Source organism: Nonomuraea candida, from assembly GCF_000725485.1.
GTDB lineage: Bacteria > Actinomycetota > Actinomycetes > Streptosporangiales > Streptosporangiaceae > Nonomuraea > Nonomuraea candida.
On record NZ_JOAG01000013.1, the window covers coordinates 108,497 to 135,227 of the forward strand.

At 72.8% G+C, this 26,731-nt stretch carries 24 protein-coding genes; 10 read left to right on the forward strand and 14 right to left on the reverse strand.

Annotation, left to right across the window (positions count from 1 at the left end; genetic code table 11):
- The first annotated feature begins 148 nt into the window (after nt 1-148).
- Nucleotides 149-1,807 carry an nSTAND1 domain-containing NTPase gene (locus IO39_RS14015; RefSeq protein ID WP_052422866.1) on the forward strand — a complete coding sequence of 553 codons (1,659 nt, stop codon included), beginning with the start codon at nt 149-151 and terminating at the stop codon, nt 1,805-1,807.
- Between the two features lie 395 nt (nt 1,808-2,202).
- Here IO39_RS14015 and IO39_RS14025 read toward each other — a convergent pair whose 3' ends face one another.
- The 8 genes from IO39_RS14025 to IO39_RS14060 form a co-directional block, all read right to left on the reverse strand.
- A complete protein-coding gene (locus IO39_RS14025) occupies nt 2,203-3,930 on the reverse strand; it encodes an MFS transporter (RefSeq protein WP_052422867.1) in 1,728 nt (575 codons plus the stop codon).
- A gap of 491 nt (nt 3,931-4,421) precedes the next feature.
- A complete protein-coding gene (locus IO39_RS14030; protein ID WP_063765268.1) occupies nt 4,422-5,447 on the reverse strand; it encodes a glycerophosphodiester phosphodiesterase in 1,026 nt (341 codons plus the stop codon).
- Nucleotides 5,448-5,617: 170 nt separating this feature from the next.
- Nucleotides 5,618-6,517, reverse strand: coding sequence for a sugar phosphate isomerase/epimerase family protein (locus tag IO39_RS14035; protein ID WP_043621629.1), 900 nt, complete (start codon nt 6,515-6,517; stop codon nt 5,618-5,620).
- A gap of 8 nt (nt 6,518-6,525) precedes the next feature.
- Entirely contained in the window at nt 6,526-8,655 is a 2,130-nt protein-coding gene (locus IO39_RS14040; RefSeq protein ID WP_043621631.1) for a PQQ-dependent sugar dehydrogenase, read from the reverse strand.
- A 242-nt stretch (nt 8,656-8,897) separates the two neighbouring features.
- Nucleotides 8,898-10,121: a S1C family serine protease gene (locus IO39_RS14045; protein ID WP_043621634.1), complete on the reverse strand. Its 1,224-nt coding sequence runs from the start codon at nt 10,119-10,121 to the stop codon at nt 8,898-8,900.
- Nucleotides 10,122-10,533: 412 nt separating this feature from the next.
- Nucleotides 10,534-11,205: a response regulator gene (locus tag IO39_RS14050; RefSeq protein ID WP_043621637.1), complete on the reverse strand. Its 672-nt coding sequence runs from the start codon at nt 11,203-11,205 to the stop codon at nt 10,534-10,536.
- Nucleotides 11,202-12,362: a sensor histidine kinase gene (locus IO39_RS14055; protein ID WP_043621640.1), complete on the reverse strand. Its 1,161-nt coding sequence runs from the start codon at nt 12,360-12,362 to the stop codon at nt 11,202-11,204. The genes IO39_RS14050 and IO39_RS14055 overlap by 4 nt, the downstream gene beginning before the upstream one ends.
- Nucleotides 12,363-12,385: 23 nt before the next feature.
- A complete protein-coding gene (locus IO39_RS14060; protein WP_245641960.1) occupies nt 12,386-13,096 on the reverse strand; it encodes a hypothetical protein in 711 nt (236 codons plus the stop codon).
- Nucleotides 13,097-13,258: 162 nt separating this feature from the next.
- On the opposite strand from IO39_RS14060, the gene IO39_RS14065 reads away from it, so the two are divergent.
- On the forward strand, nt 13,259-14,485 hold the full coding sequence (locus tag IO39_RS14065) for a serine hydrolase domain-containing protein (RefSeq protein ID WP_169789064.1): 1,227 nt from the start codon (nt 13,259-13,261) through the stop codon (nt 14,483-14,485).
- 334 nt (nt 14,486-14,819) lie between these two features.
- Here the strand turns inward: IO39_RS14065 and IO39_RS14070 are convergent, their stop codons facing one another.
- On the reverse strand, nt 14,820-15,461 hold the full coding sequence (locus tag IO39_RS14070) for a hypothetical protein (RefSeq protein ID WP_157548311.1): 642 nt from the start codon (nt 15,459-15,461) through the stop codon (nt 14,820-14,822).
- A gap of 318 nt (nt 15,462-15,779) precedes the next feature.
- Between IO39_RS14070 and IO39_RS14075 the strand changes: the two genes are divergently transcribed.
- From IO39_RS14075 to IO39_RS14095, 5 genes are all read left to right on the forward strand, one after another.
- On the forward strand, nt 15,780-16,886 hold the full coding sequence (locus IO39_RS14075) for a trypsin-like serine peptidase (protein WP_043621645.1): 1,107 nt from the start codon (nt 15,780-15,782) through the stop codon (nt 16,884-16,886).
- A 91-nt stretch (nt 16,887-16,977) separates the two neighbouring features.
- Nucleotides 16,978-18,126, forward strand: coding sequence for an ArgE/DapE family deacylase (locus tag IO39_RS14080; protein ID WP_043621648.1), 1,149 nt, complete (start codon nt 16,978-16,980; stop codon nt 18,124-18,126).
- Nucleotides 18,127-18,314: 188 nt separating this feature from the next.
- Complete coding sequence (locus IO39_RS14085; RefSeq protein ID WP_043621651.1) at nt 18,315-18,764, forward strand: RlpA-like double-psi beta-barrel domain-containing protein; 450 nt, start codon at nt 18,315-18,317, stop codon at nt 18,762-18,764.
- Between the two features lie 11 nt (nt 18,765-18,775).
- Nucleotides 18,776-19,378: a hypothetical protein gene (locus IO39_RS14090; protein WP_043621654.1), complete on the forward strand. Its 603-nt coding sequence runs from the start codon at nt 18,776-18,778 to the stop codon at nt 19,376-19,378.
- A 124-nt stretch (nt 19,379-19,502) separates the two neighbouring features.
- Nucleotides 19,503-20,381 carry a MauE/DoxX family redox-associated membrane protein gene (locus IO39_RS14095; RefSeq protein ID WP_043621656.1) on the forward strand — a complete coding sequence of 293 codons (879 nt, stop codon included), beginning with the start codon at nt 19,503-19,505 and terminating at the stop codon, nt 20,379-20,381.
- A gap of 92 nt (nt 20,382-20,473) precedes the next feature.
- Here the strand turns inward: IO39_RS14095 and IO39_RS14100 are convergent, their stop codons facing one another.
- A complete protein-coding gene (locus IO39_RS14100) occupies nt 20,474-20,776 on the reverse strand; it encodes a chorismate mutase (protein WP_245641961.1) in 303 nt (100 codons plus the stop codon).
- Between the two features lie 75 nt (nt 20,777-20,851).
- A complete protein-coding gene (locus IO39_RS14105) occupies nt 20,852-22,024 on the reverse strand; it encodes a 4-hydroxybenzoate 3-monooxygenase (RefSeq protein ID WP_043621662.1) in 1,173 nt (390 codons plus the stop codon).
- Nucleotides 22,025-22,220: 196 nt separating this feature from the next.
- Between IO39_RS14105 and IO39_RS14110 the strand changes: the two genes are divergently transcribed.
- The 3 genes from IO39_RS14110 to IO39_RS14120 all read left to right on the forward strand — a co-directional run bounded on the left by IO39_RS14110 (nt 22,221) and on the right by IO39_RS14120 (nt 24,674).
- Complete coding sequence (locus IO39_RS14110) at nt 22,221-23,564, forward strand: sensor histidine kinase (protein ID WP_084772831.1); 1,344 nt, start codon at nt 22,221-22,223, stop codon at nt 23,562-23,564.
- On the forward strand, nt 23,552-24,199 hold the full coding sequence (locus tag IO39_RS14115) for a response regulator (RefSeq protein WP_043621664.1): 648 nt from the start codon (nt 23,552-23,554) through the stop codon (nt 24,197-24,199). Before IO39_RS14110 ends, IO39_RS14115 begins: the two co-directional genes overlap by 13 nt.
- Nucleotides 24,200-24,266: 67 nt before the next feature.
- Nucleotides 24,267-24,674 carry a DUF2267 domain-containing protein gene (locus IO39_RS14120; RefSeq protein ID WP_043621667.1) on the forward strand — a complete coding sequence of 136 codons (408 nt, stop codon included), beginning with the start codon at nt 24,267-24,269 and terminating at the stop codon, nt 24,672-24,674.
- Between the two features lie 6 nt (nt 24,675-24,680).
- On the opposite strand, the gene IO39_RS14125 is transcribed toward IO39_RS14120, so the two are convergent.
- The 3 genes from IO39_RS14125 to IO39_RS14135 form a co-directional block, all read right to left on the reverse strand.
- Complete coding sequence (locus tag IO39_RS14125) at nt 24,681-24,938, reverse strand: hypothetical protein (RefSeq protein ID WP_043621669.1); 258 nt, start codon at nt 24,936-24,938, stop codon at nt 24,681-24,683.
- Between the two features lie 178 nt (nt 24,939-25,116).
- Nucleotides 25,117-25,485 carry a hypothetical protein gene (locus tag IO39_RS14130; RefSeq protein WP_043621672.1) on the reverse strand — a complete coding sequence of 123 codons (369 nt, stop codon included), beginning with the start codon at nt 25,483-25,485 and terminating at the stop codon, nt 25,117-25,119.
- Nucleotides 25,482-26,552 carry a DUF6221 family protein gene (locus IO39_RS14135; protein WP_043621675.1) on the reverse strand — a complete coding sequence of 357 codons (1,071 nt, stop codon included), beginning with the start codon at nt 26,550-26,552 and terminating at the stop codon, nt 25,482-25,484. The genes IO39_RS14130 and IO39_RS14135 overlap by 4 nt, the downstream gene beginning before the upstream one ends.
- Nucleotides 26,553-26,731: the final 179 nt, after the last annotated feature.

The following is a 26,731-nucleotide window of genomic DNA, read 5'->3' on the forward strand; positions in this document are numbered from 1 at the left end:
GTGGCGCGGCGATGAGACAGAGGCGCGTTTCGGCCTGGACGTTATTCAGCCTCCCACCGCGTCGTACACCGCGAAGATCGGACAAAGGTTGCGGGGCCCCGGTCCCGGAAGACGCGATATGTCAGCTCCTCGGTGAGCGAGGTCTCCCATGGCAGGAATACCCGCGGCACCGCGTCGGCGACGCGGCCCCTTCATCGGCCCGCGGCCATTCGACGCTCATGACGAGAGCCTGTTCCTCGGGCGGGAGCGCGACATCGCGCTGCTGCTGACCCTGTGGCGGCGCAACCGGCTGACGATCCTCCACTCCGACGCCGCCGCGGGCAAGACCTCGCTGTTGCGGGCGGGCCTCATCCCCCGGCTGCACGCCGGCAACGCCTCCGTCATGCCCCTCGGTCACGCGGCCCCGTGCCGGGTCTGGCCCGCCGCCGCCCTGCCGGGGCACAACCCGTACGTGCTGGCGCTGCTCTCCTCGTGGGACGCCGAGGAGACGCTCGGGCGGCTGGCGGCGCAGCCGATCGAGGAGTTCGTCCGCAGGCGGGCGGGCTTCGACAGGAACGGCGAGCCGGCGCCCGTCTTCGCCGCCATCGACCAGGCCGAGACGTTCCTGCGCCGGCGACCGGCCGATCACGTCCACCGCCGCCGCTTCCTGCGCGAGCTCTTCGACGCGCTGGCCCACCGGCCGGACCTGCGCCTGCTACTGTCCGTGCGCACCGACTACCTCGACGACCTCCGGCACGAGGTCAAGCTGGCCAACGGGCCGGAACACGCCGAATACACCCTGGGCCCCTTCACCCCCGAGACCGCCGCCTTCGTGCTCGTCCGCTCGGCCCAGGCCACGCTGCTGCGCGTCCCCCGGGACGAGGTCGAGGAGCTGCTCACCGAGCTGCGCACGATCAGGGACGACGCCGGCGAGGTGGAGCGCCTGGCCCACGCGGTCGATCCGCTGCTCCTGCAGATCGCCGCCGCCCGCGTCTGGGGCGGCCCGCCGCCCCACCGGCGCCTCGGCCCCGCACGGCTGCGGGCCGAGGTCGAGCACGCCCTGCGCGACTGGTGCGGCCGGGTGCTCGCCGAGACCGCGGCCGAGCACGAGCTGGCGCCGCGCCACGTGGAGAGCTGGCTGCGCGGCGCCCTGCTGCGGACGGCCGGCAGCGCCGCGCCGGCGACCCCGATCACCGACGCGTTCCTGCACACGCTGGAGGACCGGCAGCTCATCGCCGACGGCCGCCACGACGCGGGCCCCGAACTGCCCCGGCCCCGGCTGCGCGCGCCGCTGCGCCGGCTCGACGCCGGGCAGTGGCCCGCCGGGTCGCCCGGCCCGGCCGCGCTGCTGCGCGCCGCCGTGCGCGCCCGCGCCGAGGACGAGCCCGGCCGGGCGGCGCGGCTGGCCCGCCGGGCCGCCGGGGACTGCCCGCCCGGGGAGATGCGCATCCGCGCGGAGATCGAGTCGCTGCTCGGCACCCTGGCCTACGAGCAGGGCCTGCTGGAGGAGGCCGTGACCGGCTACCGCGGCGCCGCGAACCTGTACGAAGCCATGTCCGACGGCACGGCCGTCGGCTGGGCGCTGGCCGCGATCGGCCGCATCCGCCTGGCCCAGGGCCGGCGCAGCACGGCCATCGAGCACCTGATGGCGGCCGTCAGCCGGGTCCCGAACGACCCGCTCGTGCAGACCGGCCTCGGCCAGGCGCTGCGCGCCTCCGGGCAGACGGGGGCGGCGCTGGACGTGCTGGTCCGGGTGCTGGAACGCGACGAGATCCCGGAGGCCCGGCGGGCGTACGACGAGCTGCTGGGAGGGCCCGATGCCTCCTGACCGCACCCCGGACGCACCCGCCCGACTCACCGGCCGCGCCACGGACGTGCCCGCCCGACTCACCGGCCGCGCCACGGACGCGCGCCCGCGACTCCCTGTCCTCGCCGGACGAGCCTCCGGGGCGCCCTCGGCGGCTCGCACTCACCCCCCAGGAGGTCCGATTGATCGGCGACACCGCGATCGTCGCGCTCATCACCGGCAGCAGCGCCGGGCTGGCGGCGCTCTCGGGAGCGGGCTGGGCCATGATGTCCGAGCGGGTCAAGGCCAAGCACGTGCGCAGGGCGGCGGCCGAACAACGGGAGGCCGACCGCCAGGACGCGCGTGAGCGGGCCCTGCTGACGGCTCTCGCCCAGGCGCAGAAGGCGGTGCTGCAACTCGGCACGACCGTCAGCAGGTCACTGAACACGCGCGCCAACCGGCTCGTCAGCCTGGGCAACGAGGACTGGGCCGAGCAGCTCCAGCAGATAGAGGCGGAGCACTCGAACGCCCTCATCGCGGTCACCTGGCTGCGCTCGCTGTGCCCGCCCCGGGTCCACGGCCACGTCGAGGCGCTGATCGGCGCGGTGGACGAGGCCTTCCTGCACGCGTGGTCCGTTTCGCCCCCGGTGGACGCGGCGGCGGCGATACAAACCAGCCTCCGCACGAGCCTGTACGCCCTCGACGACGAGCTCTTCCGCGACACCGTCAGGGAGCCGCCCGCCGGGACGCTCAGCCCGATCGCCCGCATCCAGGAGCAGCTGGCGACCGGCTGACCGGACCGCGTCCGGGAACAGCCGACGCCCGCCTGGCCGCACCGCGTCCGGGAACAGCCGACGCCCGCCTGGCCGAGCCGCGCCCGGAAACAGCCGGCGTGCGGCTGACAACCGGCGTGCGGCTGACAGGGGCGCCGGCCACGAGATCAGGACGGCGAGCGCGCCCACCACGGCGGCCACGAGCAGGACCACGCCCTCGGTGCCCAGCAGGGCGAGGAGGTAGCCCCCGGCCAGCGCGCCCAGCGGCACGGCGCTGCCGGAGAAGAACCGGATCGCGCTGGTGACCCTGCCGAACAGCTCCGCCGGCACCCCGGTGGTCTGGTAGAGGCCGAGCGCGACGTTGATGTGCGCCCCCGTGAACCCGATCCCGCCCCACACGGCGGGCAGCACGGCGGCGACGTAGAGGAAGGAGTCGTGGTCGACCACGGTGAGGAGCACGCTCAGCAGCAGCCACGTCCAGACGCCGGCGACGATCAGCCCCGGTGCCGGCATGCGGCGCAGCAGCCCCGGCGCCACGATCGAGCCCAGCACCCCGCCCAGCCCGGAGGCGGCGATCAACAGGCCGATCATCACCGGGGACATCCGCTGGTCGTGGGCGAGCAGGACCAGGCTGAGCCCGAGGGTCTGGAAGACGAAGTTGGCCAGGGCGCAGACGATCATCACGCGGGCGAGGAAGCCGTCGTTCCTGAGGAAGGCGAGGCCCGCGCAGAGCTCGCGCGTCTGCGCGACCAGGCGCAGCGGCCGCTTGACCGCGGGGCGCGCGAACCGCTCCTTGCGCAGCCGCAGCATCATGACGACCGACACGACCGAGGTCACCACGTCCAGCACGAACGGCCACACGCGGTCGATGGCGAACAACCAGCCGCCCAGCGGACGGCCGAGCAGCCCGGCCACGTGGGCGCGGGCCTCGTTGCCCGCCATGGCCGTGGCCAGCCGGTCGCGGGGCACGAGCCAGGGCACGGCCGTGGCCTCGGCCGTGGTGTAGAGCACGACGCAGATGCCCTGGGCGATGCTGATGACCGGCAGCAGGATCACGACCCACTCGTCGGCGAACAGGGCGCCGACCATCAGGACGGCGAGGGCCGCGCGTACGATCATGGTGATGACCATGATCCGGCGGCGGTCGGAGTGGTCGACGAGCACGCCGGCGGGCAGGTGGAGCAGGAGCCGGGGCAGGGTCCCCGCGGCGGCCACCCAGCCGGCGAAGACGGGTGAGCTGGTCAGCGAGAGCGCGAGCAGCGGGGCGGTCACCGTGGCGGCCATGGTGCCGAGCTGGGAGACGGCGGAGCCGGTCCACAGCAGCCGGAAGTCCCGTGAGCCGGTGAGGCCGGGAACACGACTGGATTGCCCGCTTTCGGTGCTTTCGGCCACCTCTATCTCTGCTTCCAGGCGGCGCAGAACGCACTGCGCGGTTGGCGTGCATGGAAAGACGCGCTCCCGCCGGAAGGTGGGAACGCTTCTCCCTTGGATAGGGAAAGGTAATCTACTTCATACCTGGCACGCATCGGAAACTGACCTGGCAACACTTCACAGTTCATCCATGACTTGACCGCGATAATCCCATTTGCACTTCTCGACGGTTCTTCGACTTCAGAGATCCTCACCAAACAGATGGCGCACCCGCCTGCGGACGTTACCGGGGTCACCGCGACCAGCGGTAACCGCAGGACACGACGGAAGGCCCGGTGGGAAGCCACCCCTGCCCTCTGTCCGATTCGGCCGCGCCCATGCCCCGCGCGCGGGCCGGGTCTTTTTGGAGTTGCCCATACCAGCCTAAACAACGGGCGATTACCTGGCGGCTCACAGGCCGAGCGAAACGGATTCACGCCATCGGGCCGGGGTGTTTCCGGTGAATTATCCGGTCAGTGCCGGGCGGACCGGTTGGCGGACCGGCCGACGGACCGGCTGACGGATCGGCCGGCGGATCGGCCGGCGTCACGAAGACGGTCGGGCCGGTTGGTCATGATGCCGTCCACCCCGTACCCGATCAGGCGCCGGATGAGGGCGGGCCGGTCCGCCGACCAGGTGTAGACGCGCATGCCGCGGGCGTGCGCCCGGGCGACGTAGCGGGCGGTGAGCCCGGTGTGCGGGAGCGTGACGCCGCCGGCATATCCGGCCAGCTCGGCGAGCCGGTCGGCGGCGGGCCTGCCGAGCAGCGCGATGGGCAGGCCGGGCATCATCTCGTGCAGCAGCCGCATCGACTTCCAGCCGAACGCCTGCACGGTCAGGTTCTCGCGGCTCCACAGGGCGCGCGCCTCCTGCAGCTCGGCGGCCACCCGCCGGTCGATGTCGGGGCTGCGCCGGGGGTGCTTGACCTCCAGCAGCAGCCCGGTCCCGGTGCCGCGCAGCGCCTCCAGGGCCTGCTTCAGCGTGGGCACGCCCTCGCCGCGGAACCGCCGGCCGAACCAGGAGCCGGCGTCCAGCCGCTGGATCTCCGCGAGCGTGAAGTCCGAGACCCGCCACGGCGACCGCTTCGGGAAGACCTTCTCGACGTCGGTGGTGCGGGCGAGCGTCTCGTCGTGCATCAGGACCAGCCGGTGGTCCCTGGTCTGCTGGACGTCGAACTCGCACACGTCGGCCCCCTGGCTCCTGGCCAGCGCGCAGGCGGCGATGGTGTTCTCGGGCGCGTTGGCCGCACCTCCCCGGTGCGCGATGTTCTCCACCGCACGCTTCCCCGCCGCCTCCGCGCGCTTCTCCACCGCGAGGTTCGCGACGCCGCGGTTCTCCACAGTGCGGTTCCCGGTCGCGCGGTTCTCCACAGTGCGGTTCTCCACAGTGCGGTTCTCCGCCGCGCGGCTTTCCGTCCTGCGGGACTCCGCGACGGGGGCGGTCCTGGCAGGGGTCGTCGCGAGGACCAGGAGCGCGGCGACGATGAGCGAACGGTACATACCCCTCCCCCCATGAGCTTTATGTGGAGAAAAGTGCCCACAAAGGTGGTGATAGACCGTTTTCTTGCGGCGTGTCGGCCGGATCAGCACGGACATTTGGCCGGCGGCAGAGGTGTCGCTGACCGGAGACGCCCGGCCCCGCAACGGGACCGGGCGTCCTGCGGTGAGCCTCAGAAGCGCAGCCTGCGCAGGTAGCGGTAGCCCACCTCCGACGTCTGCCGGGGCGTCACGTCGGGGGTGTCGTTCTCCACGATGTACTCCCTGACGCGGTGGGCCTCGAACACCCGCCGGAAGTCGATCGTCCCGGTGCCCAGGTCGGCCATGTCGCCGTCGAGGTGCCGGTCCTTGACGTGGTACTGCAGCACCCGCTGCGGCGCCCGCCGGATGACGTCGATCGCGAACTTCACCGGGTCCCGCGCGCCGCGCCCGACGCCGCCCGTGACCGCCCAGTAGATGTCGATCTCCAGGTGCACCAGGCGCGGGTCCAGCTCCTTGGTGAGCACGTCCCACGGCGTGACCCCGCCGCCGAGGTCGGTGGTGAACTCGTGGGCGTGGTTGTGGTAGCCGTACCGCAGCCCGGCCGAGCGGGCGGCCCGCGCCTCGACGTTCATCCGCTCGGCCCACCCCTTCCACTCGTCCAGGCTGTTCGAGGCCAGGTAGGGCACGACCATGTAGGTCTGGCCGAGGGTCAGCGCGTTCTCGATCTTCGTCTCCAGCGCGGCGTCGTCGGGGCTGATGCCCTCGTGGCTGGAGCTGGCCCGCAGGCCGAGCCCGTCGAGGAACTCGCGCAACTGCCGCGCCGTACGGCCGAAGTAGCCCAGCGCCAGCTCGACCTTCGGATAGCCGGCGGCGGCCAGGTAGGCGAGGGTGGCGTCGTAGTTCTGGGCCAGGTCGTCGCGTACCGTCCAGAGCTGGATGCTGATCTGGCCCGGCGGGACGCGTTCCCCGCGGCGGTGGTGCGGCGGGGTCGCCGCGGCGGCGGGCGTGGCGGCGGCGGCCAGCGCGGCCGCCCCGAGTCCGAGGCCGGCGGCGAGCACGCCGCGCCGGCTGGGGCCGTAGCCGTAGCACATGGGATCTCCTAGTCCGTGGGCTCGAGCACCACCTGGGTGCTGCTGGTGAGCGGGGGCAGGCCGCCCGTGCCGGGGTCGGTGTACGTGGCGACGAAGACGCCGGTCAGGTCGTCGGTCTCCGGGTCGTGGCCGCTCGGCACGGTCGTGCGGATGGAGCCGGTGCAGCCGCGCGCCGTGGTCTGCGGGTGGCCGTGGTCGTCGTGGCCGAGGATGTAGTCCACGGTGACGTTGTCGCAGTTCACCGGCTGGTCGTCGGTGACGCGCACTTCGAACTCGACGACGTCGCCGAAGGCGAACTGCTGGCCGGCGACGGGGCGTACCAGCTCGACGACGGGGGCGGCGTTGCCGACCACGACGCGCACCGACGTGGCGGCGGACCTGCCGCTGGGGTCGGTGACGTTGAGCGTGGCGTTGTAGAGGCCGTTCTCGGTGAAGGTGTGCGTGGCGTCGGGGCGGCGCGAGTCCACCCTGCCGTCGGCGTCGAAGTCCCACGCGTAGCGGAGCCGGTCGCCGTCCGGGTCGCTGGTCCCGGCGCTGGTGAAGGTGACGGTGAGCGGCGCGAGGCCGTTCGTCGCCGACGCCGCCGCGACCGGGATCGGGCTGTGGTTGCCGGTGTGGCCGATGTAGTCGATGCGGGCGAGCTGGGCGTCGGGGTTCTCGCTGAAGAACCCGTCGCCGTACTCCAGCACGTAGAGCGCGCCGTCGGGGCCGAACTCCATGTCCATCGGGTTGTCGAAGACGAACGAGGGCAGCACGTCCTCGATCCGCTGCCCGTCGCGGTGGAAGGCCTTGACGTAGTCGCGGGTCCACTCGTAGAAGAGCGGGACGCCGTCATAGTGGCGCGGCCAGCCCACGGCACGGGGGCCCCGCGTGTCGGAGGGGTCGAAGTCGTACGCCGGGCCCGCCATCGGCCCGATGCCGCCGGCGCCCAGCGCGGGGAACTCCTGCGACACCCCGTACGAGTACCAGACGTCGGGCTGCACCACCGGCGGCAGCTCGCGCAGGCCGGTGTTGTGCGGGGACTCGTTCACCGGCGCGGCGCAGTCGAAGGCCGCCCCCGACGCGCCGGTGGCGAAGTCGTAGTCCACGTACGGCAGCCGCGCCGTCGCGCAGTACGGCCAGCCGTAGTTGCCCGCCTTGCGGATGACCGTCCACTTGCCCTGCCCGGCCGGGCCGCGCGCCGGGTCGGCCTGCTGCTGGTCGGGCGAGTAGTCGGCGACGTACAGGTCCCCGTTGCGCCGGTTCAGCTCGATCCGGAACGGGTTGCGCAGCCCCATCGCGTAGATCTCCGGCCGGGTGCCCTTCGTGCCCGGCCGGAACAGGTTGCCCTTGGGGATCGTGTAGGAGCCGTTGTCGCGTACGTGGATGCGCAGGATCTTGCCGCGCAGGTCGTTGGTGTTGCCGGAGCTGCGCTGGGCGTCGAAGGCCGGGTTGCGGTCGGGCCGCTCGTCGATCGGGGTGAAGCCGCCGGAGAAGAACGGGTTGGTGTCGTCGCCGGTCGACAGGTAGAGGTTGCCCGCCGCGTCGAAGACGATGTCGCCGCCGACGTGGCAGCAGATGCCGCGGTTCACCGGCACGTCGAGGATGCGCTGCTCGCTGCGCAGGTCGATGGTGGTGCCCGTCCAGCGGTAGCGGGAGAGCCTGATCAGGCCGTCGAAGGGGGCGAAGTCCGCCGGCGTGCCGGTCATCGGGGCGTCGCCCTCGTTGACGTCCGGGGTGGCGGGGTCGTCGACCGGGGTGTCGAGGGGTGGCGAGTAGTAGAGGTAGATCCAGTCGTCCTTCTTGGAGCCCTTGCCGAAGCCCGGGCTGAGGGCGATGCTCTGCAGCCCTTCCTCGTCGTGCTGGTAGACGTCGAGTTCGGCGGCCAGCGTGTTGAGGCCGGTCCTCGGGTCGTGCAACCAGACCTCGCCGCGCCTGGTGGTGTGCAGGACTCTGGAGTCCGGTAAGACGGCCAGGTCCATCGGCTCGCCCGGATGGTCGTTGAGCGTCACCTTCTGGAACCGGTCGTCGGGTGGCGGGGCCGGCGCACCGGCCTGCGGGACTGATGGTGGGGCGGATCGCGGGGTGGCCTGGACGGCCGTCGCCGGCATGAGGATCGCCGTGGCAGCCAGGGCCGCGATTGCGGTTCTCGCGCTCATGCCTCTCTCCTTCGGTCTACTCGGGGGACAAGAGAGGGCAAAGTAACGTGAATGTAACCCGAGTTACGCCGATCGAGGAGGGCCTAATCCCCACTGATCATGCATCTTTCGCCTCCCTGTCGGACTAAGTCGCCAGGGTGTCCGGAAAGCGGTCGCCTCCCGCCCGCGGAGCGCGGACGGGAGGCGAAGGAAGACGAGGGGAAACGAGGGGAATGAGAGGGAACGAGGAGGAGCGGACCTCGCTACTTCTGCTCCTGCATGGTGACGGTGACCGTGCTCTCCTCGCCGTCCCGCTGGTAGGTGACCGGGACCTGCTGGCCGACCTTGAAGCCGCGCACCTGACCGACGACCGTGTCGCCGCCCGAGACCGGCGTCTGCCCGATCTTCGTGATGACGTCGCCCTGCTTGAGCCCGGCCTTCTCGGCGGGGCTGCCCGGGGTCACCTGGCGGATGAGCGCGCCGGACACCTCGCCGGTGGCGTCGGCCAGGCTCACGCCCAGGAAGACGTGGGTCACCTTCCCCTTGCTGATGAGCTGGTCGGAGACGTGCTTGGCGGTGTTCACGGGGATCGCGAAGCCGAGGTTGACGCCGTCGGCGGCGATCGCGCTGTTGATGCCGACCAGCTCGCCGGCCGCGTTGACCAGGGCGCCGCCGGAGTTGCCGGGGTTGATCGCCGCGTCGGTCTGGATCATGCCGCCCAGCGTGGTGGGCTCGGCCGCCTGCCCCTGGCCGCCCCAGCCGGGCGGAAGCTGCTGGCCCTGCCCGCCGCTCCCGGCGGTCACGGTACGGTCCAGCGCGCTGATGATGCCCGAGGTCACCGTGCCGTCCAGGCCCAGCGGGCTGCCGATGGCCAGCACGTCGTCCCCGACCTTGAGCTGGTCGCTGTCGCCCAGCGCCACCTTGGCCAGCCCTGACACGCCCTCGGCCTTGATGACGGCGAGGTCGGTGGCCGGGTCGGTGCCGACGAGGGTCGCACTGGCGGTCTTGCCGTCGTTGAACTTCACCGACAGGCGGCCGTTCTGCCCGGACACGACATGGTTGTTGGTCAGGATCAGGCCGTCCTCCGACAGCACCACGCCGGAGCCCTCACCCGTCTGCCCCTGGATCATCACCACGGACGGCTGCACCTTCGCCGCCACCTGCGCGATCGTGTACTGGTCGGAGGCGGTGTGGAAGACCGGGCTCGGCGCGCTCGTGGTCGCGGCCGCCACCGGCTGCGCGTTCCCCCCGGCGATGTAGGCGCCCACGGCCCCGCCGCCCAGCGCCGCCGCCGACAGGGCGGCCACGGCGGCCAGCGCGAGCCCGGCGATCGCCTTGCGGGTCAGCGTGAACCCGGCCCGCCGCGGCGGAGGGGGCGGCGGCATGATCGACGGGTTCGGCCGGGTGAACCCTCCGGCGGAGGGCGGGGTGGCGCCGAACTGGCTCCAACCACCGGTACGAGGCTCGCTCGGCTCGTTCGCGTCCATGTCATCTCCTAGTGTCCCGATGACATAAGAGTGCGGCATGGTGCGTAAGTCCTGATTAAGCGGATGATCCCCGGGTGGCGGCCCCTCTGACATCGGCCTTATCAGCCCTGGCCGGGCGGATCAGCGGGACCGGAAAATCCCGCGGAATCTCCTGGCGGCCGGCCGTCGCCGTCCTGAGGTGAAAGGACCTGACACTAGCCCGTCCGGCCTGCTCACGTCCATGAAACATCACCCTCAGGTGACTATCCGCTTACCTTCAGTGACAATGGGTTACTGATCGATTACGTTGCGTAGCGATCAAGCCGCTCGCGGTCAGCTCGCGGTCAACCCCCCAGACCGGTCCCGCCACCAACTCCCCCGAACGGTGGCGGGACCTCATCATCTCGCGAGGTGCCCCATGGCCGCACGCCGTTCAGCGGACGTCACCCGCAACGATCAGCCCCGTCTCGTACGCGGCGATCACCGCCTGCCCCCGATCGCGCAGGCCCAGCTTGGTCAGCACGTTGCTGACGTGCGTCTTGACCGTGTGCTCGCTGACCACCATCTCCTGGGCGATCTCCGCGTTGGACAACCCTCTGGCGATCATGCGCAGCGTCTCCTGCTCGCGCCCGGTCAGCACGGACAGCCGCTCCGACGGCGGCACGGCCGGCCGGGCGGACGGGGCCCGGGAGGTGAAGTCGGCGATGAGCTTCGTGGTGACCGACGGGGCCAGCAGCGACTCCCCGGCCGCGACCACCCGTACGGCGTGGACCAGGTCGTCGCGGCGCACGTCCTTGAGCAGGAAGCCGCTCGCCCCGGCCCGCAGCGCGTCGTAGACGTAGTCGTCGAGGTCGAACGTGGTCAGCATGAGAACCCGGCAGTCACCGTCGGCGCAGACCACGCGGGCCGCCTCGATGCCGTCCATGACCGGCATGCGGATGTCGAGCAGGAGCAGGTCGGGGCGGTGCGCGCGGACGGCGGCGACCGCCTGCGCCCCGTCGCCCGCCTCGGCGACCACCTCGATGTCCGGCTGGGCGTCGAGGATCATGCTGAACCCGGCGCGTACCAGCTCCTGGTCGTCGGCCACCACCACGCGGATGCTCATGAGGCCGCCGGCGGCAGCCGGACGAGCACCCGGAAGCCGGGCCCGTCGGAGCGCGGCCCGAGGGTGGCGGAGCCGCCGCACGCGGCGGCGCGCTCGCGGATGCCGATCAGGCCGTTGCCGCCGGAGGGCAGCGCCGTGTCCCGGCCGCGGCCGTCGTCGGTGATGTCGATCATGAATGCGTGGTCCTGCCAGGTGAGGGAGACGTCGGCGCGGGTGGCGCCCGCGTGCTTGACGATGTTGGTGAGGGCTTCCTGGGTGATCCGGTACGCGGCCACCTCGGTGTCGGGAGACAGCGGCCGGGGCTCACCCGCGGTGGAGTATGTCACGTCGAGCCCGGTCGCCCGGACCTTGTCGGCCAGGTCGGGCAGCGCCGTGATCGTGGGCTGCGGGCCGCGCGGGCCCTCCTCCTCCTTGAGCACGTTCAGCAGGCGGCGGAGCTGGACCATCGCGTCGCGCCCGGAGGCGGCGATGGCGTCGAAGGCGGCCACGGCCCTGGCCGGGTTCGCCTCGACCGCCACGGGGCCGGCCTCGGCCTGCACCACCATGACGCTGACCGCGTGGGCGAGGATGTCGTGCATGTCGCGGGCGATCCTGGCCCGCTCGCGCTCGGCGGCGCGCTCGGCCTCGACCTCGCGCTCGCGGACGAGCTGGGCCGCCCGCTCCTCCAGCGCGGCGGCGTGGGCGCGGGAGGCCGCGGCGGCCCGGCCGATCGCGTACGCGGCCACGAAGAGCACGATCCCGCGCACCGCGGTCTCGGCCGAGCCGATGACGAGCAGCCCGCCGCCGAGCGTGAACAGGGCCAGCGACCAGCGCTGCCACCAACCGGAGTAGGCGGCCACCGTGTAGAGGGCGACCATCGCCGTGTACCAGATCGGCTGGGCGGCCACCTCGTCCACGAGGTCGTAGAAGCCGGTGGGGATGACCGCGGCCAGCAGCACCGCCACCGGCGCGCGCCGCCGCCAGACCAGCGGCACGGCCGAGGCGACCACGACCACGTAGCCCCACCAGTGCCAGGGCCCGCCCCACGGGTTGTCGCGGGAGATGAACGGCCACAGTTGCACGACCAGCACCGCTGCCGCGAGCGTGCCGTCCACCAGGGTCGGGGGCAGCGCGCCGTACCAGCGGCGGAGCCGTGAGACATACTGCGACTCGGACATAAGCCCCCATTTTGCCCGTCGCGTCATGCTGCGGCGACCGCGGCGCGGGCGCGCGGCCGGCCCGCGAACGGCAGGAACGCGACCAGCAGGAACAGGGCGCCGACCGGGATGAGGTCCTTGCTCGCGAACGGCACCGCCAGGTTGGCCAGCATCAGCACCGGCACCCACGCCTTGACCAGGCGCTTCGCCGCGAGCTGACCGACCAGGGCGAGCTGGGCCAGGTAGAACAGGAACGGGCCGCCGTCGTAGACGACCAGCGACATCCCCGGCACGCTCTTCACCTGGGAGAACAGCACGCTCATGCCGGCGTGGTCGGCGGCCGTGAACCCGACCGCGATGTCGATCCCGAACTGCGCGAGCAGCGTCGCGATGCCGGCCAGCCCGGCCACCGCGCTCACGGTGGACAGCGCGTCCCGGCCCGCGAGGGCGCGCAACCGCCAGAAGATCTGGACGAACAGGACAAGCGCCACCATGAAGGCCAGGTGGCCGGTGGTCCAGGCGAGGCCGGGGCCGCGGCTGCCGTCGAACCCGTCGATGATGCGGATCACCCCGTAGGCGAAGACGAGCAGGGGCGCCGCGACGAAGGCGACGCGGGCGCCGGTGCGGACGTCGGCGCGAGGGGTGGTGTGGGTGTCGGTGCGAGGGGTGGTGTGGGTGTCGGTGCGAGGGGTGGTGTGGGTGTCGGTGCGGGAGGCGGTGCGGGTGTCGGTGCGGGTGTCGGTGCGGGAGTTCATGCCGGAGATCCTCCGGCCGGGGAGGGGGCCGGGGCATCGCCGGTGCGAGGGATTCGGGGGCTCACTCGCAGGAGGGAGGAGAAATGGGTCGTACCGGCGATTCGCGGTGGGGGTGCCTTTGACCAGGATTTTCGGTGTTCGACCAGCACCGAGGAGACCACCTTGTTGAGAATCGCCGCCACCGGCCTCGCCCTCGCCCTCACCACCGCGCTCGTGGCCGCGCCCGCCCAGGCGGTCGCACCCGTGACCACCCAGAAGGCCACGCCGGCGCCCTCCTGCCCGGAGCCGACCACCGCGCCGGCCGACCTCGACGCGCCGGTGCCGCCGATCAACCCGGCGGCGCTGGCCAGGTCGATCCACGGCCTGCCGGCGGCCGACGCCACCGCGGCGGTCGTGCGGGTGGGCGGCACGAGGGGCTCGTGGCGCGGCGTCAGCGGGATCGCCGCCCTGGACGGCCGGCGCAAGGCGTCCGAGCACGCACGGTTCCGCGCCGGCAGCGTGACGAAGATGTTCACCACCGCGGTCGTGCTGCAGCTCGTGGCCGAGGGCAGGATCTCGCTCGACGGCACCGTCCAGGAATACCTGCCCGGCCTGCTGCCCGGCTCCTACCCCGAGATCCGCGTCGGCCAGCTCCTCGACCACACCAGCGGCCTGCCCGCGCCCGACCTGCCGGACGGCTTCGAGTACGTCTACGAGACCCGGTTCAAGAAGTGGATGCCGGAGGAGTACGTGGCCCTGGCCGTGCGCAACCCGATCGAGTTCACCCCCGGCAGCAAGCAGCACTACCTCAACATCAACACGTTCGTGGCCGGGATGCTGATCGAGAAGGTCACCGGCAGCACGTACGAGCGGCAGGTCACCGAGCGCGTCCTGCGGCCCGTCGGGATGCGGCACAGCTACCTGCCCGGCGCCTCGGTCCGCCTCGGGGGCCCGCGCCACCAGGGCTACCAGGCGGTCCCCAAGGGCTTCCCCGGCTCCCTCCCCTACCGCGACGGGTACGTGGTGGACATGACGCACACGAGCGTCACCTCCACCTGGGCCTCGGGCGACCTCGTCTCGACGGCCGCCGACCTGGAGAAGTTCGTCAAGGCGCTGTTCTCGGGCAAGGTCGTGCCGCCCGCCCAGCTTGAGGCGATGTTCACGGTTCCGGACGTCACGATGTACGGCAGCTGCGAGCCGGCGGCCTACACCTCGGGCATGACCAGGATGGTGCTGCCCGGCGGGATCGTCGGGTACGGCAAGACGGGGGCGCGCTGGGGTTACTCCTCGGGCGTCGGCGCGACCCGGGACCTGTCGCGCGCGCTGGTCTACTCGGTCAACTCCACCGACGCCAAGGCTTCGGGCCAGAACCAGCGCACGATGGGCATCGTCCTCGCCTCCTTCTCCTGATCACCTGCCGGGGCCCTGCGAGATGTGAGGACCGGGGCCCCCACATCTCGGACGGCATCGCGGTCAGCGGCGCCGCCTCCTCCGCCGGCGCGCCCGGCCGCCGCCCGCGCCGCGGTTGCCCCTGGTGGGAGCGGTCGGCTCAGGCCCGGGAATCCCGGGCACGGGCCGGCGGAATGACGTGAGTCCCAGATATCGCTGTATGGCCATGGTGTCCCCCTCGTGGACCCTGGGGTGCGGGCACCGGACACTCCTCGCCCGGCGCCGCCGGACTGACTGGGTCCCCTACCCGGCGGCCTGCCGCAAAACACTCTGACCTGGGATTATTTGCCCGGGATCACTTATTGGACAGCTTGCGGCGCTTGAACATCGGGTGCTTGGTCTCCCAGTAGCGCCAGCCCTCCACCCGGGACGGCACGTTGGCGATGCCGGCGGCCACCTTGACGCGCTGACACGTGCCGAGCACCGACCAGGACGACCAGCCGACGCGGTAACCGAACACGCGGTACCACATGTTGCCGTACATTCCGTCGCTGATTTCCCGGGTGTATTCGTGGCCGCTGTAGACCATGTGCCGTTCTTCGAGGTGCGGCAGGCCGAGCCGGCGGAGGTTGTAAAGGACCTCGCCCTTGTCGATGACTTTTTCGGCCTCGTTCTCCGTCTCCAGGAACGCCGTCACCTCGTGCTCGCGCGTGACCGACACCGTCATCGAGCCGCCGGGGCCGTCGATGTAGCGGGTGCGGGGCACGAAGAAGTTGCGCGGCGACATCTGGTGGATCCGCCAGAAGGTGTGCGGCCTGCAGTTTCTGCCACCGTCGTCGTCGTGCCCGTGGGTGTTGCGGAACCCGTGGGTGAGCTTGTCGCCGTGGTGGTGGCCGTCGCGGTCGTCGCGGGAGTCCGCGCTCGCCGCCGGGGCCAGGGTGACGGCCAGCGCCGCCGCGAGGAAGCCGCGCATGCCGGGCAGCGCCATTTTTCGCATTGAGGTGAACAATTTACCGTTCCTTTCGGAATGCGACGCACATGGTCGCCAGACCGGTACGATGTTTACAGTTGCCGCGAGCCAGATGACAACGCCACGCCGAAGTCGAATTTCCCGTACCGGGAAAGAGCCGGTGAAAGACCGTCGATATAGGACGGCCATTCGGCAAAGAAATTCCTTTGCCGCGCGGCGTTCACGGCGCGTGCCGGGGCGGCTTCGCCCCGTGTCCCGCCATAGCGAGATGCGCCGGCGTTGAGTCGGACGGCGCGGTTCCCACGTACCTCCCTACGGCAGATTCCGGGTTCCGGGAGGTACGTCATGCACCGAAGAGTCAGCCTGCTCGCCGCCATCGCGCTCGCCCTGGCGGGCGCCCTGGTCCCCGCGGGCGGCGCGCAGGCCCGCGCCGTGAACGGGCTCGGCCCCAGGCCCGTGGAGTGGAGCGCGACGGACTCGCCGTCGCAGCGCAGGACCGTCTCGCAGTACTGGACCACGCGGCGCATGCTCGCCGCGCAACCCCTGGACACACCCGCGCCCCGGCGCGGCGCGCGGCCTTCGCTGGGCGACGCGTGGGCCGCGCGCGGCTCGGCGAACACCACCACGAGGCGCTCGCCGTGGACCTTCCGCGGCTCCTCCTGGTCGGTCGGCGGCACCGCCCCCGTCACCCCCGCCACCACCGTGACCGGCACGGGCACGACCGCGACCGAGGCCGCCGCGGGGCGGGGCGCGCTGGTGCCCAACAGCCGGGGCCTGCGGTGGACGGACGGCGGGGCGATCGTGCGCACGACCGGGCGGGTCTTCTTCACCACCGCCGACGGCCGCAACTCCTCCTGCTCCGGCTCGGCCGTGACCAGCGCGAACGAGAGCGTCGTGATCACGGCGGGCCACTGCGTGAAGCTGAACGGCGCCGCCCACCGCAACTGGGTGTTCGTGCCGGCCTTCGACGACGGCAGGCGGCCGTTCGGCACCTGGGTGGCCGCCAGGATGCTCACCACCCGGCAGTGGAACGCCAGGGAGGACATCAACTTCGACCTGGCCGCCGTCGTGGTGGCCCCGCTGAACGGCCGCACGCTGACCGACGTCGTGGGCGGCCAGGGCGTGGCCTTCAACCAGCCCAGGCAGCGGCAGATGTACGCCTTCGGCTATCCGGCGGCCGAGCCGTTCGACGGATCGGACCTGATCTACTGCAGCGGGCGGTCGTTCAACGACACCGTCATGACCGCCGACCAGGGGCTGCGCTGCGGCATGACCGGCGGGTCGAGCGGCGGGCCGTGGTTCCAGGGGTTCGACGAGTCGACGGGGCTGGGCTGGCTGAACTCGGTCAACAGCTTCACCTACAACTTCGCCCCGAACTTCATGTTCGGCCCCTTCTTCGGCGACGAGGCCATGTCCGTCTACCAGGCCGCCCAGAACATCAACGAGCTCTGACGCCCCGGACGGGCCCGGACGACGCAGGGCTGCCCGGGAAGCCGATGGTGCGGCATGATGGCCGGGGACCCCCACGCTCTGGAGGCAGGCCATGCCGCCGACCGCCGACCCGTTGCCGCTGCTCAAGAGCCTCATCGCCATCGACTCGGTCAACCCCGACCTCTCCCCGGGCGGCGCGGGCGAGTCGGCCGTGGCCGGGTTCTGCGCGCGGTGGCTGGGCGAGCGGGGGTTCGAGGTCCACCGCCTGGAGCGGCGGCCCGGCCGCCCCTCGGTGGTGGCCGTGGCCCGGGGCACGGGCGGCGGGCGCTCGATCATGCTGAACGGGCACCTCGACACGGTCGCGTACGGCACGTACGACGGCGAGCCGCTCACCCCGCACGTCCGGGACGGCAGGATCTACGGCCGGGGCGCGTTCGACATGAAGAGCGGCGTCGCCGCCATGATGGCCGCGGCGGCGCGCGCGACCGCGGACGGCCCGCTGCGCGGGGACGTCATCGTGGCCTGCGTCGCCGACGAGGAGCACGCCAGCGCCGGCACCGAGGAGGTGCTGGAGAAGTTCACCGCGGACGCGGCCGTCGTGACCGAGCCGAGCCTGCTCCAGGTGACGACGGCGCACAAGGGGTTCGCCTGGTTCGAGGTGGACGTGCTGGGCCGCGCCGCCCACGGCTCCCGCCCCGACCTGGGCGTGGACGCGATCGCCAAGGCCGGGCACTTCCTGGTCGCGATCGAGGAGCTGGGCCGGCGGCTGGCCGGCTCCGGCGGGCACCGCCTGCTCGGCCCGGGGACCGTGCACGCCGGGCTGATCTCGGGCGGCGAGGGGCCGTCCACCTATCCGGCCGCCTGCCGGATCACGGTCGAGCGGCGCACGGTGCCGGGCGAGAGCGCGCGAGCCGTACGCGCCGAGCTGGCGGCGATCCTGCACCGCCTGACCGCCACCGTCCCCGGCTTCCGGTACGAGCTGCGCGCCGGCCTGCACCGCGAGCCGTTCGAGGCCGATCCGGAGTCGGCGATCGCCCGCGTGCTGCTGCGCCGGGCGGAGTCGGCGCTCGGCCACCCGCCGGTGATCCGCGCCGAGCCGTTCTGGACCGACTGCGCGCTGCTGGACCGGGCCGGGATTCCGTGCCTGCTGTTCGGCGCGGACGGCGGCGGCGCCCACGCCGACACGGAGTGGGCCGACATCGCCTCGGTGCACCAGGTCACCGACATCCTGACCGCCACGGTCACCGACTTCTGCGCCTGACCCCGACTTCTGCGCCTGACCCCGGCTTCCGCGCCTGACCCCGGCCTTCCGCCCGCCGCCTCTTCTGCCTGCTCGGCGGGGGATGAATTTGGGCATTGACGAAAAATCCTTACATGGTACTCATAGATCAAGTCGGAAAGCTTCAACCCTCGCTGAGATCATCCAGAGCTCACCCAAGGAGGACGCGCATGGCGCGTAGCAAGGCAACCGACCCGCCCGCCGACTTACTCGGCCCCGTCCAAGGAGAGGTCTCCTGGTTCTGCTGCGGCACCGCCTGGGGCCCGTGCAGCAGCACCGGCAAGGGAGCCTGCGGCACCTGCAACTCCGGCAGCCTCCAGCACGCCTGGCCCAACACCTCCGACGCCTGCTGGTCGATCACCCGCCCCGACCGCTGCGGCGTCAGCCTGTCGCGCCGGACCTGTGGTTACCGGCACCGCGTCACGGCGCTGTGCAGCGGCGCCAGCGTCGTCACCGCCATCGCGGACTGCGGCCCGCAGACCGACCTGTTCTGCGGCGAGCGCAGTTGTTGCGGCGCGACCTGCGCGGACAACCGCCTGATCGACCTGACCCCCGCCGCCTACAGCCAGATCGCCAGCCTCTCTTCCGGCCTGCGGCCGGTGGAGATCTCGTCGGCCTGAGGGGGCGGAGCATGCGCAGCAGAAGAGATGTGCTCAGGTCCGCCGTGCTCGGCGGGGGCGCCGGCGTCGTGGCCGCGACCGCGATGGGCTCGCTCGGCCCCGAGGCGGCCTTCGCCGCCCAGAAGACGGCCCAGAAGGTCGAGCCCGGCGCGCCCGACCCCGACTTCGCCGAGGGCCGGATCCGCTCGATCAAGGACAACACGCTGCTCGTCCTGGGCTCGAACCTGGTCTTCCACACCATCAGGGTGGTGGACGGCACCAGCCTGTGGAAGCTGGGGCCGGTCCCGTTCGACGCGGCCAGGCCCGGCGACGGCCTGTACGCCAGAGGCGTGCGCATGCCCGACGGGATGCTGGCCGCCGAGTCGGTGTGGCTCAACATCGTCAACATCCGGGGCCACATCAAGAACATCGCCGGCCAGACCCTCCGTCTCGACCACAACGGGCACGAGGTGCTGTGCCACGTCGTGCCCGGCAAGTCGGTCGCCATCCACTCCGAGTCGCCGCCCACCGCCGACCTGTCGATGCTCAAGGTGAGCCAGCACGTGCAGATTCTCGGCGCCTGGCGGCCGGACACCAACGAAGTGGACATCGCCACCGTCTTCTCCCCGCACTGACCCGTCCTCTCCCCCGCCCGGAAACCCGGCTCCTCCCTCGCGAGGAACCCGTTTCCGCCGCGGCCGGAAAACCCGTTTCTCCCCCTCGCACGAAACCCGTTCTCCCCCACCAAGGAGGCAGCGGATGCACGGGATCGCCGCGTCGCAGCCGTACGTGATCGCTTTCTTCCTGCTCTGGGCGGGCCTCATGAAGCTGCTCAGCCGGCGGATGAGGGCGCAGGCCGGGCGGACCGCCCTGGCCCGGCTGAGCGGCCCGGCGCGCGCGGTCCCCGCGCTGCGGCTCGTGGGCCTGGGCGAGCTGGCGGTGGCGGCGGCGCTGCTGCTGCCGCCGCTCCACCTCCTGGACGCGGTGGCCGCCGCGCTGCTGTCGGCCGGGTTCCTCGTCTACCTCGCCTACGCCTCCGTGGCCGCGCCCGCGTCGTCGTGCGGCTGCCTGGGCACGCACTCCCGGCCGGTGGACGTGCGGGCCTTCGCCCGCGCGGGCCTGCTGCTGGCCGCCGCCCTGCTCACCGCGCTGGGCACCCGGCCCGCCGCGCCGGGCGCGGGGGCGCCAGGCACGGTGACGGGTGTGCAGGCGGGTCTGGAGGCGGGTGTGAAGGCGGGTGTGAAGGCGGCGGACGGGCTCGCGGCGCCGGTTCCCGCCGTGATCGTGCTGGAGGTGATCGTCCTCCTGGCGCTCTCGGCGGAGCTGGACCGCTACTGGCTCACCCCGCTGCGCCGTCTCCTCGTGCGGCTGCGCCGCCCGCTGGCCGCCCCGCCCCAGGAGCGCGTCCCGCTGGAGGCGTCGCTGCACCTGCTGCGGCGCAGCCCGGCGTACTGCTCGGCCGCCGCCGGGCTCACCTCGGACGTGCTGGAGACGTGGGACGAGGACGGCATGCGCTTCGTCGTGTACGGGGCCCGCGACCGGACGGCGGTCTTCGCGGTCCCCCTGTCCGGCGACGACCCCGGGGCCGTCAGGGTCGCCCTGGTGGCGGAGCCGCCCCTCTCCGGCAGCCCGGCCTGAGACCACCCGGCGGCGCGACCGGCGGCCCGCCGCGCGTCCGGCCGCCGGCCGCGGCCCCCGGCCCTGCGTCCGGCGGGCGGGCCGGCGGCGGGCTAGTGGTCGCGGCCGGCGGACATGTTGCTGAGGATGAGCTCGTGGTGCCGGACCACCTCGGCGATGATGAAGTTCAGGAACCGCTCGGCGAAGACCGGGTCGAGCTTCGACTCCTCGGCCAGCGCGCGCAGGCGGCGGATCTGGGCCGCCTCCCGTTCGGGATCGGCGGGGGGAAGCTGGTGCTCGGCCTTGAGCCGGCCGACCTCCTGGGTGCACTTGAACCGCTCGGCGAGCAGGTGGACGAGCGCGGCATCGAGGTTGTCGATGCTGGCGCGGAGCCGCTGTAGCTCCTCACGAACCACAATGTCCGCTTCTCGCCGATCTTCAAATGCTTTATCCACAGATAGCCCCCTTTGGCATCCTATGGGGGCAAAATATTACCCGCCAGCCATGAGGTCGGCGAAAGCCCTGGCCGCGGCCTCCGAGCTGAACAGCCGTTCCAGCCGCGCCCTGGCCAGTTCGCGCCGGAACGGCCCGGCCACCGTGTCGTCGCCGGCCTCGTGCATCATCTCGGTCAGCCAGCGCGAGAACTCCTGGTGGTTCCAGACCCGCTTGAGACACGTGGCCGAGTACGCCGCCAGCCCCGCCTCGTCACCCTCGCGCAGCGCCGCCCGCAACGCGTGGGCCAGCACGTCGGCGTCGGCGATGGCCAGGTTCATGCCCTTGCCGCCCATCGGGTTGACGATGTGCGCGGCGTCGCCGGCCAGGAAGAGGCGGCCGTAACGCATCGGGTCGGCGACGAAGCTGCGCATCTCCACCACGACCTTCTCCGTGATCGGCCCCGCCGGCAGCTCGGGGTCGCCGAGGCGCAGCCGTAACTGGGCCCAGATCCGCTCGTCGCCCCACTCGTCGAGGCTCTCGCCGGGCTCGCACTGCAGGTAGAAGCGGCTGGCCCGCGGCCCTCTCGGGAACTGGGCGGCGAAGCCGGCCCGATGGATCCCGAACAGCGGGTGGCGCGGCGGCGGGGCGTCGGCGAGGACCGTGAACCAGCCGATGCCGTGGTCGTAGGTGTAGACGGTCAGCGCGCCGGCCGGCACGCCGGCCCGGCTGACGCCGTGGAAGCCGTCGCAGCCCGCGACGTAGGCGCAGGCCAGCTCGTGCTCGCCGCCGCCGGCGTCGCGGTAGGCGACGACCGGGGCGGCGCCGTCCAGGTCGCGCGGGGTCACCTCGGCGGCCTCGAAGCGCAGGTCTCCGCCGCCCTCCAGGAAGGCGGCGATGAGACGTGCGACGAGGACCTGCTGCGGCACGATGCGGCCCGCCCGGCCGTCGGCGAACCGGACGGCGTCGAAGAAGCGCGCCCGCCCGTCGAGGCGGATCTCCAGCGTGCTGTCGCGCGCGGTGCCGGCCAGCAGGCCGCCGGCCAGGCCCCAGTCCTCGAAGACGCGCGCCCCGGCGTGGTCGAGCACGCCCGCGCGCTGCCGCCGCTCGACGTAGGCGCGGCTCTGCCGCTCCAGCACCACGCAGCGCACCCCGGCCCGCTGGAGCAGGTTGGCCAGGGTCAGGCCGGCCGGACCGGCTCCGATGACGACGACCTCGGTGCTCTCGCGCATGCTGGGCTCCTCCGCCGAGTACGGTCACCCGGCATCCGACACCAAGATCGAAAGATGCGCAAGCCCTCATTCCCGCCGGGAGCCGAAGAGGCGCGGGGCTCGGCCGGGCGGGGGCGTACAGCCTGCTGTACTCTTTCGCCGCCGATCTCCCTCACCCGCCCGCCCCTGACCTAGGGTCGGAGGGCGAGGAGGTGGGATGCCGACGACTCAGGAGCCGACGCCCGGCGAGCGGCCGGCACGTTCACCGGCACGTTCACCGGACCACTCACCGGCACGTTCACCGGACCACTCACCGGCACGCTCACCGAAACGCCCGCCGGCGCTGTTCGCCCGCGCCCGCACCACCCTCGACGCGCTCGAACACCTCGTCGGCGGCATGGGCACCGCCGCGCTCGCGCTGATCGTGCTGGCCGGGCTGTTCGCCGTCGCGCTGGCCTGCCTGGCCGGCGTGGGCCTGCTCCTGGTGCCCGCCGCGCTGCGCGGCCTGCGCGCGGTGGCCGACCGGGAGCGCTCGCGGCTGTCCCGCTGGGGCCCGCCGATCGCCGATCCCGGCCCGGTGCCCGGCGACTGGCGGGCCGCCCTCAGGCAGCCCGCGGCCGGGCGGGAGCTGCTGTGGGTGCTCCACCACGCCACTCTGGGCCTGCTGTACGGGCTGGTCGGCCTGACGCTGCTGTTCAGCGTGGTGCGCGACCTGCTGTTCCCGCTCTACTGGCGGCTGCTGCCGCCGGGCGACGCGGCCGGCGCGGGCCTGGGCTGGACCACCGACACGTGGCCGGGCGCGCTCGCGGTCAGCCCGGTCAGCCTGCTCTGGCTCGGCCTCGCCCTGCTGCTCATCCCCGGCCTGGCCCGGCTGCAGGCCGCGCCGGGCCGGCGGCTGCTGTCCGGCGACCCCGGCACCGACCTGGCGCTGCGGGTCGCGCAGCTCACCGCCACCCGCGCGGCGGCCCTCGACGCGCACGCCGCCGAGCTGCGCAGGATCGAGCGCTCGCTGCACGACGGCACGCAGAACCGGATCGTGGCCGTCAGCGTGCTGCTCGGCGCGGCCCGCCGCGCGCTGGCCCGCGACCCGGCCACCGCCGACGAGGTGCTCGAACGCGCCCAGGACGCCGCCGAGCACGCCCTGGCCGAGCTGCGCGCGGTCGTGCGCGGCATCCTGCCCCCGGTGCTGGACGAGCACAGCCTGCCCGACGCGCTGAGCGGGCTGGCCGCCGCCTGTCCCGTGCCCTGCTCGATCGAGGCGGACGTGCCGGGCCGCTGCCCCGCCTCGGTCGAGGCCACGGCCTACTTCGTGGTGGCCGAGGCGCTGACCAACATCGCCAAGCACAGCCGGGCCCGGCACGCCAAGGTGACCGTGCGCAGGACCGGCGACCGGCTGGAGCTGCAGATCTTCGACGACGGCCGGGGCGGGGCCGTCGAGGAGGCCGGGACCGGGCTGGGCGGCATCCGGCGACGTACCGAAGCACATGACGGCGCGTTCGCGCTGTCGAGCCCGCGCGGCGGGCCGACGACCATGAAGGTGAGCCTGCCATGCGGATTGTGATCGCCGAGGACGACCCGCTGCTGCGCGAGGGCATGGCGCTGCTGCTGCGTGCCGAGGCGCTGGACGTGGTGGCCACCGCCCCCGACGCCGCCGCGTTCCTGGAGGCCGTGGACGCGTACGAGCCCGAGGTCGCCATCGTGGACGTGCGCATGCCCCCGACCCACACCAACGAGGGCATCGTGGCGGCCGTCGAGGCCCGGCGGCGGCTGCCCGGCCTGGCCGTGCTCGTGCTGTCGGCGTACGTCGAGCAGGCGTTCGCCACCGACCTGCTCGCCCACGGCAGCTCCCGCCTGGGCTACCTGCTCAAGGAGCGGGTCGGGCGGGTGCAGGAGTTCCTGACGGCGCTGCACCGGGTGGCGGGCGGCGGCACCGCCATCGACCCCGAGGTGGTCGCGCAGCTCCTGACCCGCAGCCGGCCCGGCAACCGGCTGGACCGGCTCAGCCCGCGCGAGCGCGACGTGCTGGCCCTGATGGCGGAGGGCCTGGGCAACTCCGCCATCGCCGAGCGGCTGGTCGTCACCGACGGCGCGGTGCACAAGCACATTCGCAGCATCTTCGCCAAGCTCGACCTGGCCCCCACCGACGGCACGGACCGGCGGGTGGCCGCCGTGCTGCGCTACCTCGAGAGCACGTAGGAGTCGTTTCCGTATAAAGGGCCCGGGTAGCGGGGCGGCGAGGGACGAAAGAGTCTGCGGAGGAATCGTGCGACACGACGAATTCATCGGAAAAGTGCAGGCACGCGCTCACCTCGCGGGCCGCGACCAGGCCGAGCGGGCTTGCAGGGCCACGCTGGAGACGCTCGGCGAGCGGATTCCCGAAGGGCTCGCCGAGCATCTCGCCGCCCAGCTACCCCACGAGATCGCGGAGAACCTCCGGCGTACCGAGGTCATGGGCGGCTTCGGCACCGGCGAGCACTTCGGACGGGAGGAGTTCGTGCAACGCGTGGCCGATCGCGCCGGGGTCGACCGGCCCCAGGCGATCTATCTCGCGCGCGTCGTGCTGGAGGTGACCGGCGAGGCGACGCAGGGCCACATCATGGACAAGGTCTGCGACAGCCTGCCGCAGAACCTGCGCCCGCTCGTGACCGCGGGCAGCCAGGGCCACCTCTGACGGCCGTCACGCGCCCAGGTCCCGGACGATGTTGTCGAGCCTGACGGCCAGGTCGTCGAGCATCTGGTCGGTCGGGGCGGCGTCCGGGAGCTGGGCCAGCACGTCGTCGCGGCGGGCGATGACCAGCCCCTTGTGGGCGTCGTCCACCTCCGTGGCGGGCAGGACCACGCACTCCCCCCGCACGAACACCAGCGTCGCGTCCGGGTGCTGAGAGTTCAGCAAGGTACGGACGCATTCCCGGTCTATGAGTGACATCGTGGACATGAAGGCTCCTCGCCGTCCGTGCCGTCGGCGCCTGTTGCCCGATCGGCTCACAGCAGGGCGCTTACCCACGTGACAGGGGCGAAACCTCACCTCCCACCAGCCACGCGCCTCGCCCGGCGCTCCCCGCGCCACGCCGCCCTGCGCCTCTCCGTGTGCTGCCCTGTGCCCGCCGCGCGCCTTAGCCGAACGTGGGCGGGCCGCCGCCGGAGCGGGAGCGGCGCGCGCCGAACGCGACCAGGTAGACGGCCGCGGCCAGCGCCACCACGGCGGGCGGCACGGCGAGCCAGCGCTGTCCCGCGAGCACGGCCAGCACCGCCAGGACCACCCCGGCGAGCAGTGCCAGCGCGGCTGCCAGCAGGCGCAGGCTGAGCTTGTTCCGGGGCGGCGGCGCCTGCGCCCAGTCACCGTGCCCCGCCCCCCGCACGCCGGGCACCCCGGTGTCGCTGACCTTCCCGGCGCCCTGTCTCTCGCCGGTCGATGGCTCGTCGTCGCGGAGGACCGGGGCGAAGAACTCGTCGTCGGGGTCGTCGTCCGCTCGTCTGGTCATGCGCGCACACCTCCTGTGGGCCGTCCTGTGGGCCGTCCTGTGGGCAGGGCTGGGGGCAGTGCTGTGGGCAGGGCTGTGGGCAGGGCCCATTCCTCCCGCCAGCCGGGCCGCAGCCGGTAGCCGGAGGCCAGACGGCGCACCGTCGCGCACGGCCGGCCGCCCGCGCACTCCGGGCAGTCCCGCCCGTGCCCGGCCAGCAGCGCCAGCTCCGCCTCGCACCGCGCCACGACGTCGGCGGGGTCGTGCAGCGCGACGTGGATGGCCTCGACCGGGTGCAGCAGGTCGTCGTGGTGGAAGCCGATCGCCGTCACGGCGCGCCCCCGGCCGAACTCCAGCCGGTTGCCCTCCCCGGCCGGCACGTACCGCCAGGCGCCGCCTCCGGCGGTCTCGGCGATGGCCTTGTCCGCCTCGATCTGCGTGCGCAGCCACTGCGCCAGCGGCCCGGCGTCCCCATCGGCGTCCCCGGGGGCGTCCCCGGGGGCGTCCCCGGGGGCGTCCCCGGGGGCGTCGTCCAGCTCGCGCAGGAACGGGGTGACCACGGCGTTCAGTGCTGACACGAGGGCTTCGAGGGCGGCCTGGGCGTCGTCCAGGTTCGGCAGCCCGGCGGCCCGCGCCCTGGTCGGGGTGGGCAGGTCGGCCACCAGGGGCAGGCGCAGTTCGAGCGTGGTCAGCGCGGTCGGCCGCTCGTACGGCGGCGCCGCGTACGTCCCCCCGCCCCCGTCGCCGTCCTGCCGCTGCCATCCCGCCCACCCCTCGGGCAGCCGCACCGGCGCGGGCACGGCCAGCTCCACCACCGCCAGCAGCCCCGGGGCCTCCTCCGGCCGGTGGCAGGTGGCGTCCAGGACGCGGGGGTGGCGGCGTACGTAGGAGGTGTCGGCCACCGGGCGGGTGGCCACCTCCCAGGCGGCGAGCGCGAAGTGCGGCGGGTCCAGCGTGACGCCCTCGGCGGCCGGCTCCCCCTCGGCGGCGGCGAAGGCGTGCCGCCACTTGCGCAACTGCTCGCCGTAGTGCTCCTGTATGCCACGCGTGGCGTCGATCCAGAACGCCTGCGTTCCGGTGCCGGACATGGGCTCCCCCGGGATCGTTCCGATTGCTTCGCGGACTGCCCCTCTGCCCCCTGCTCGCGGCCTGTCACTTCTCATCTGACCTGCGGAAACACCCTCACGCGTGGCGCGCATCCGATTACGGAGAGTAACCGTATGGTGTGCTCAGTGGCCCCAGTGGGCCCAGCAGCTAGTGAGAGGAT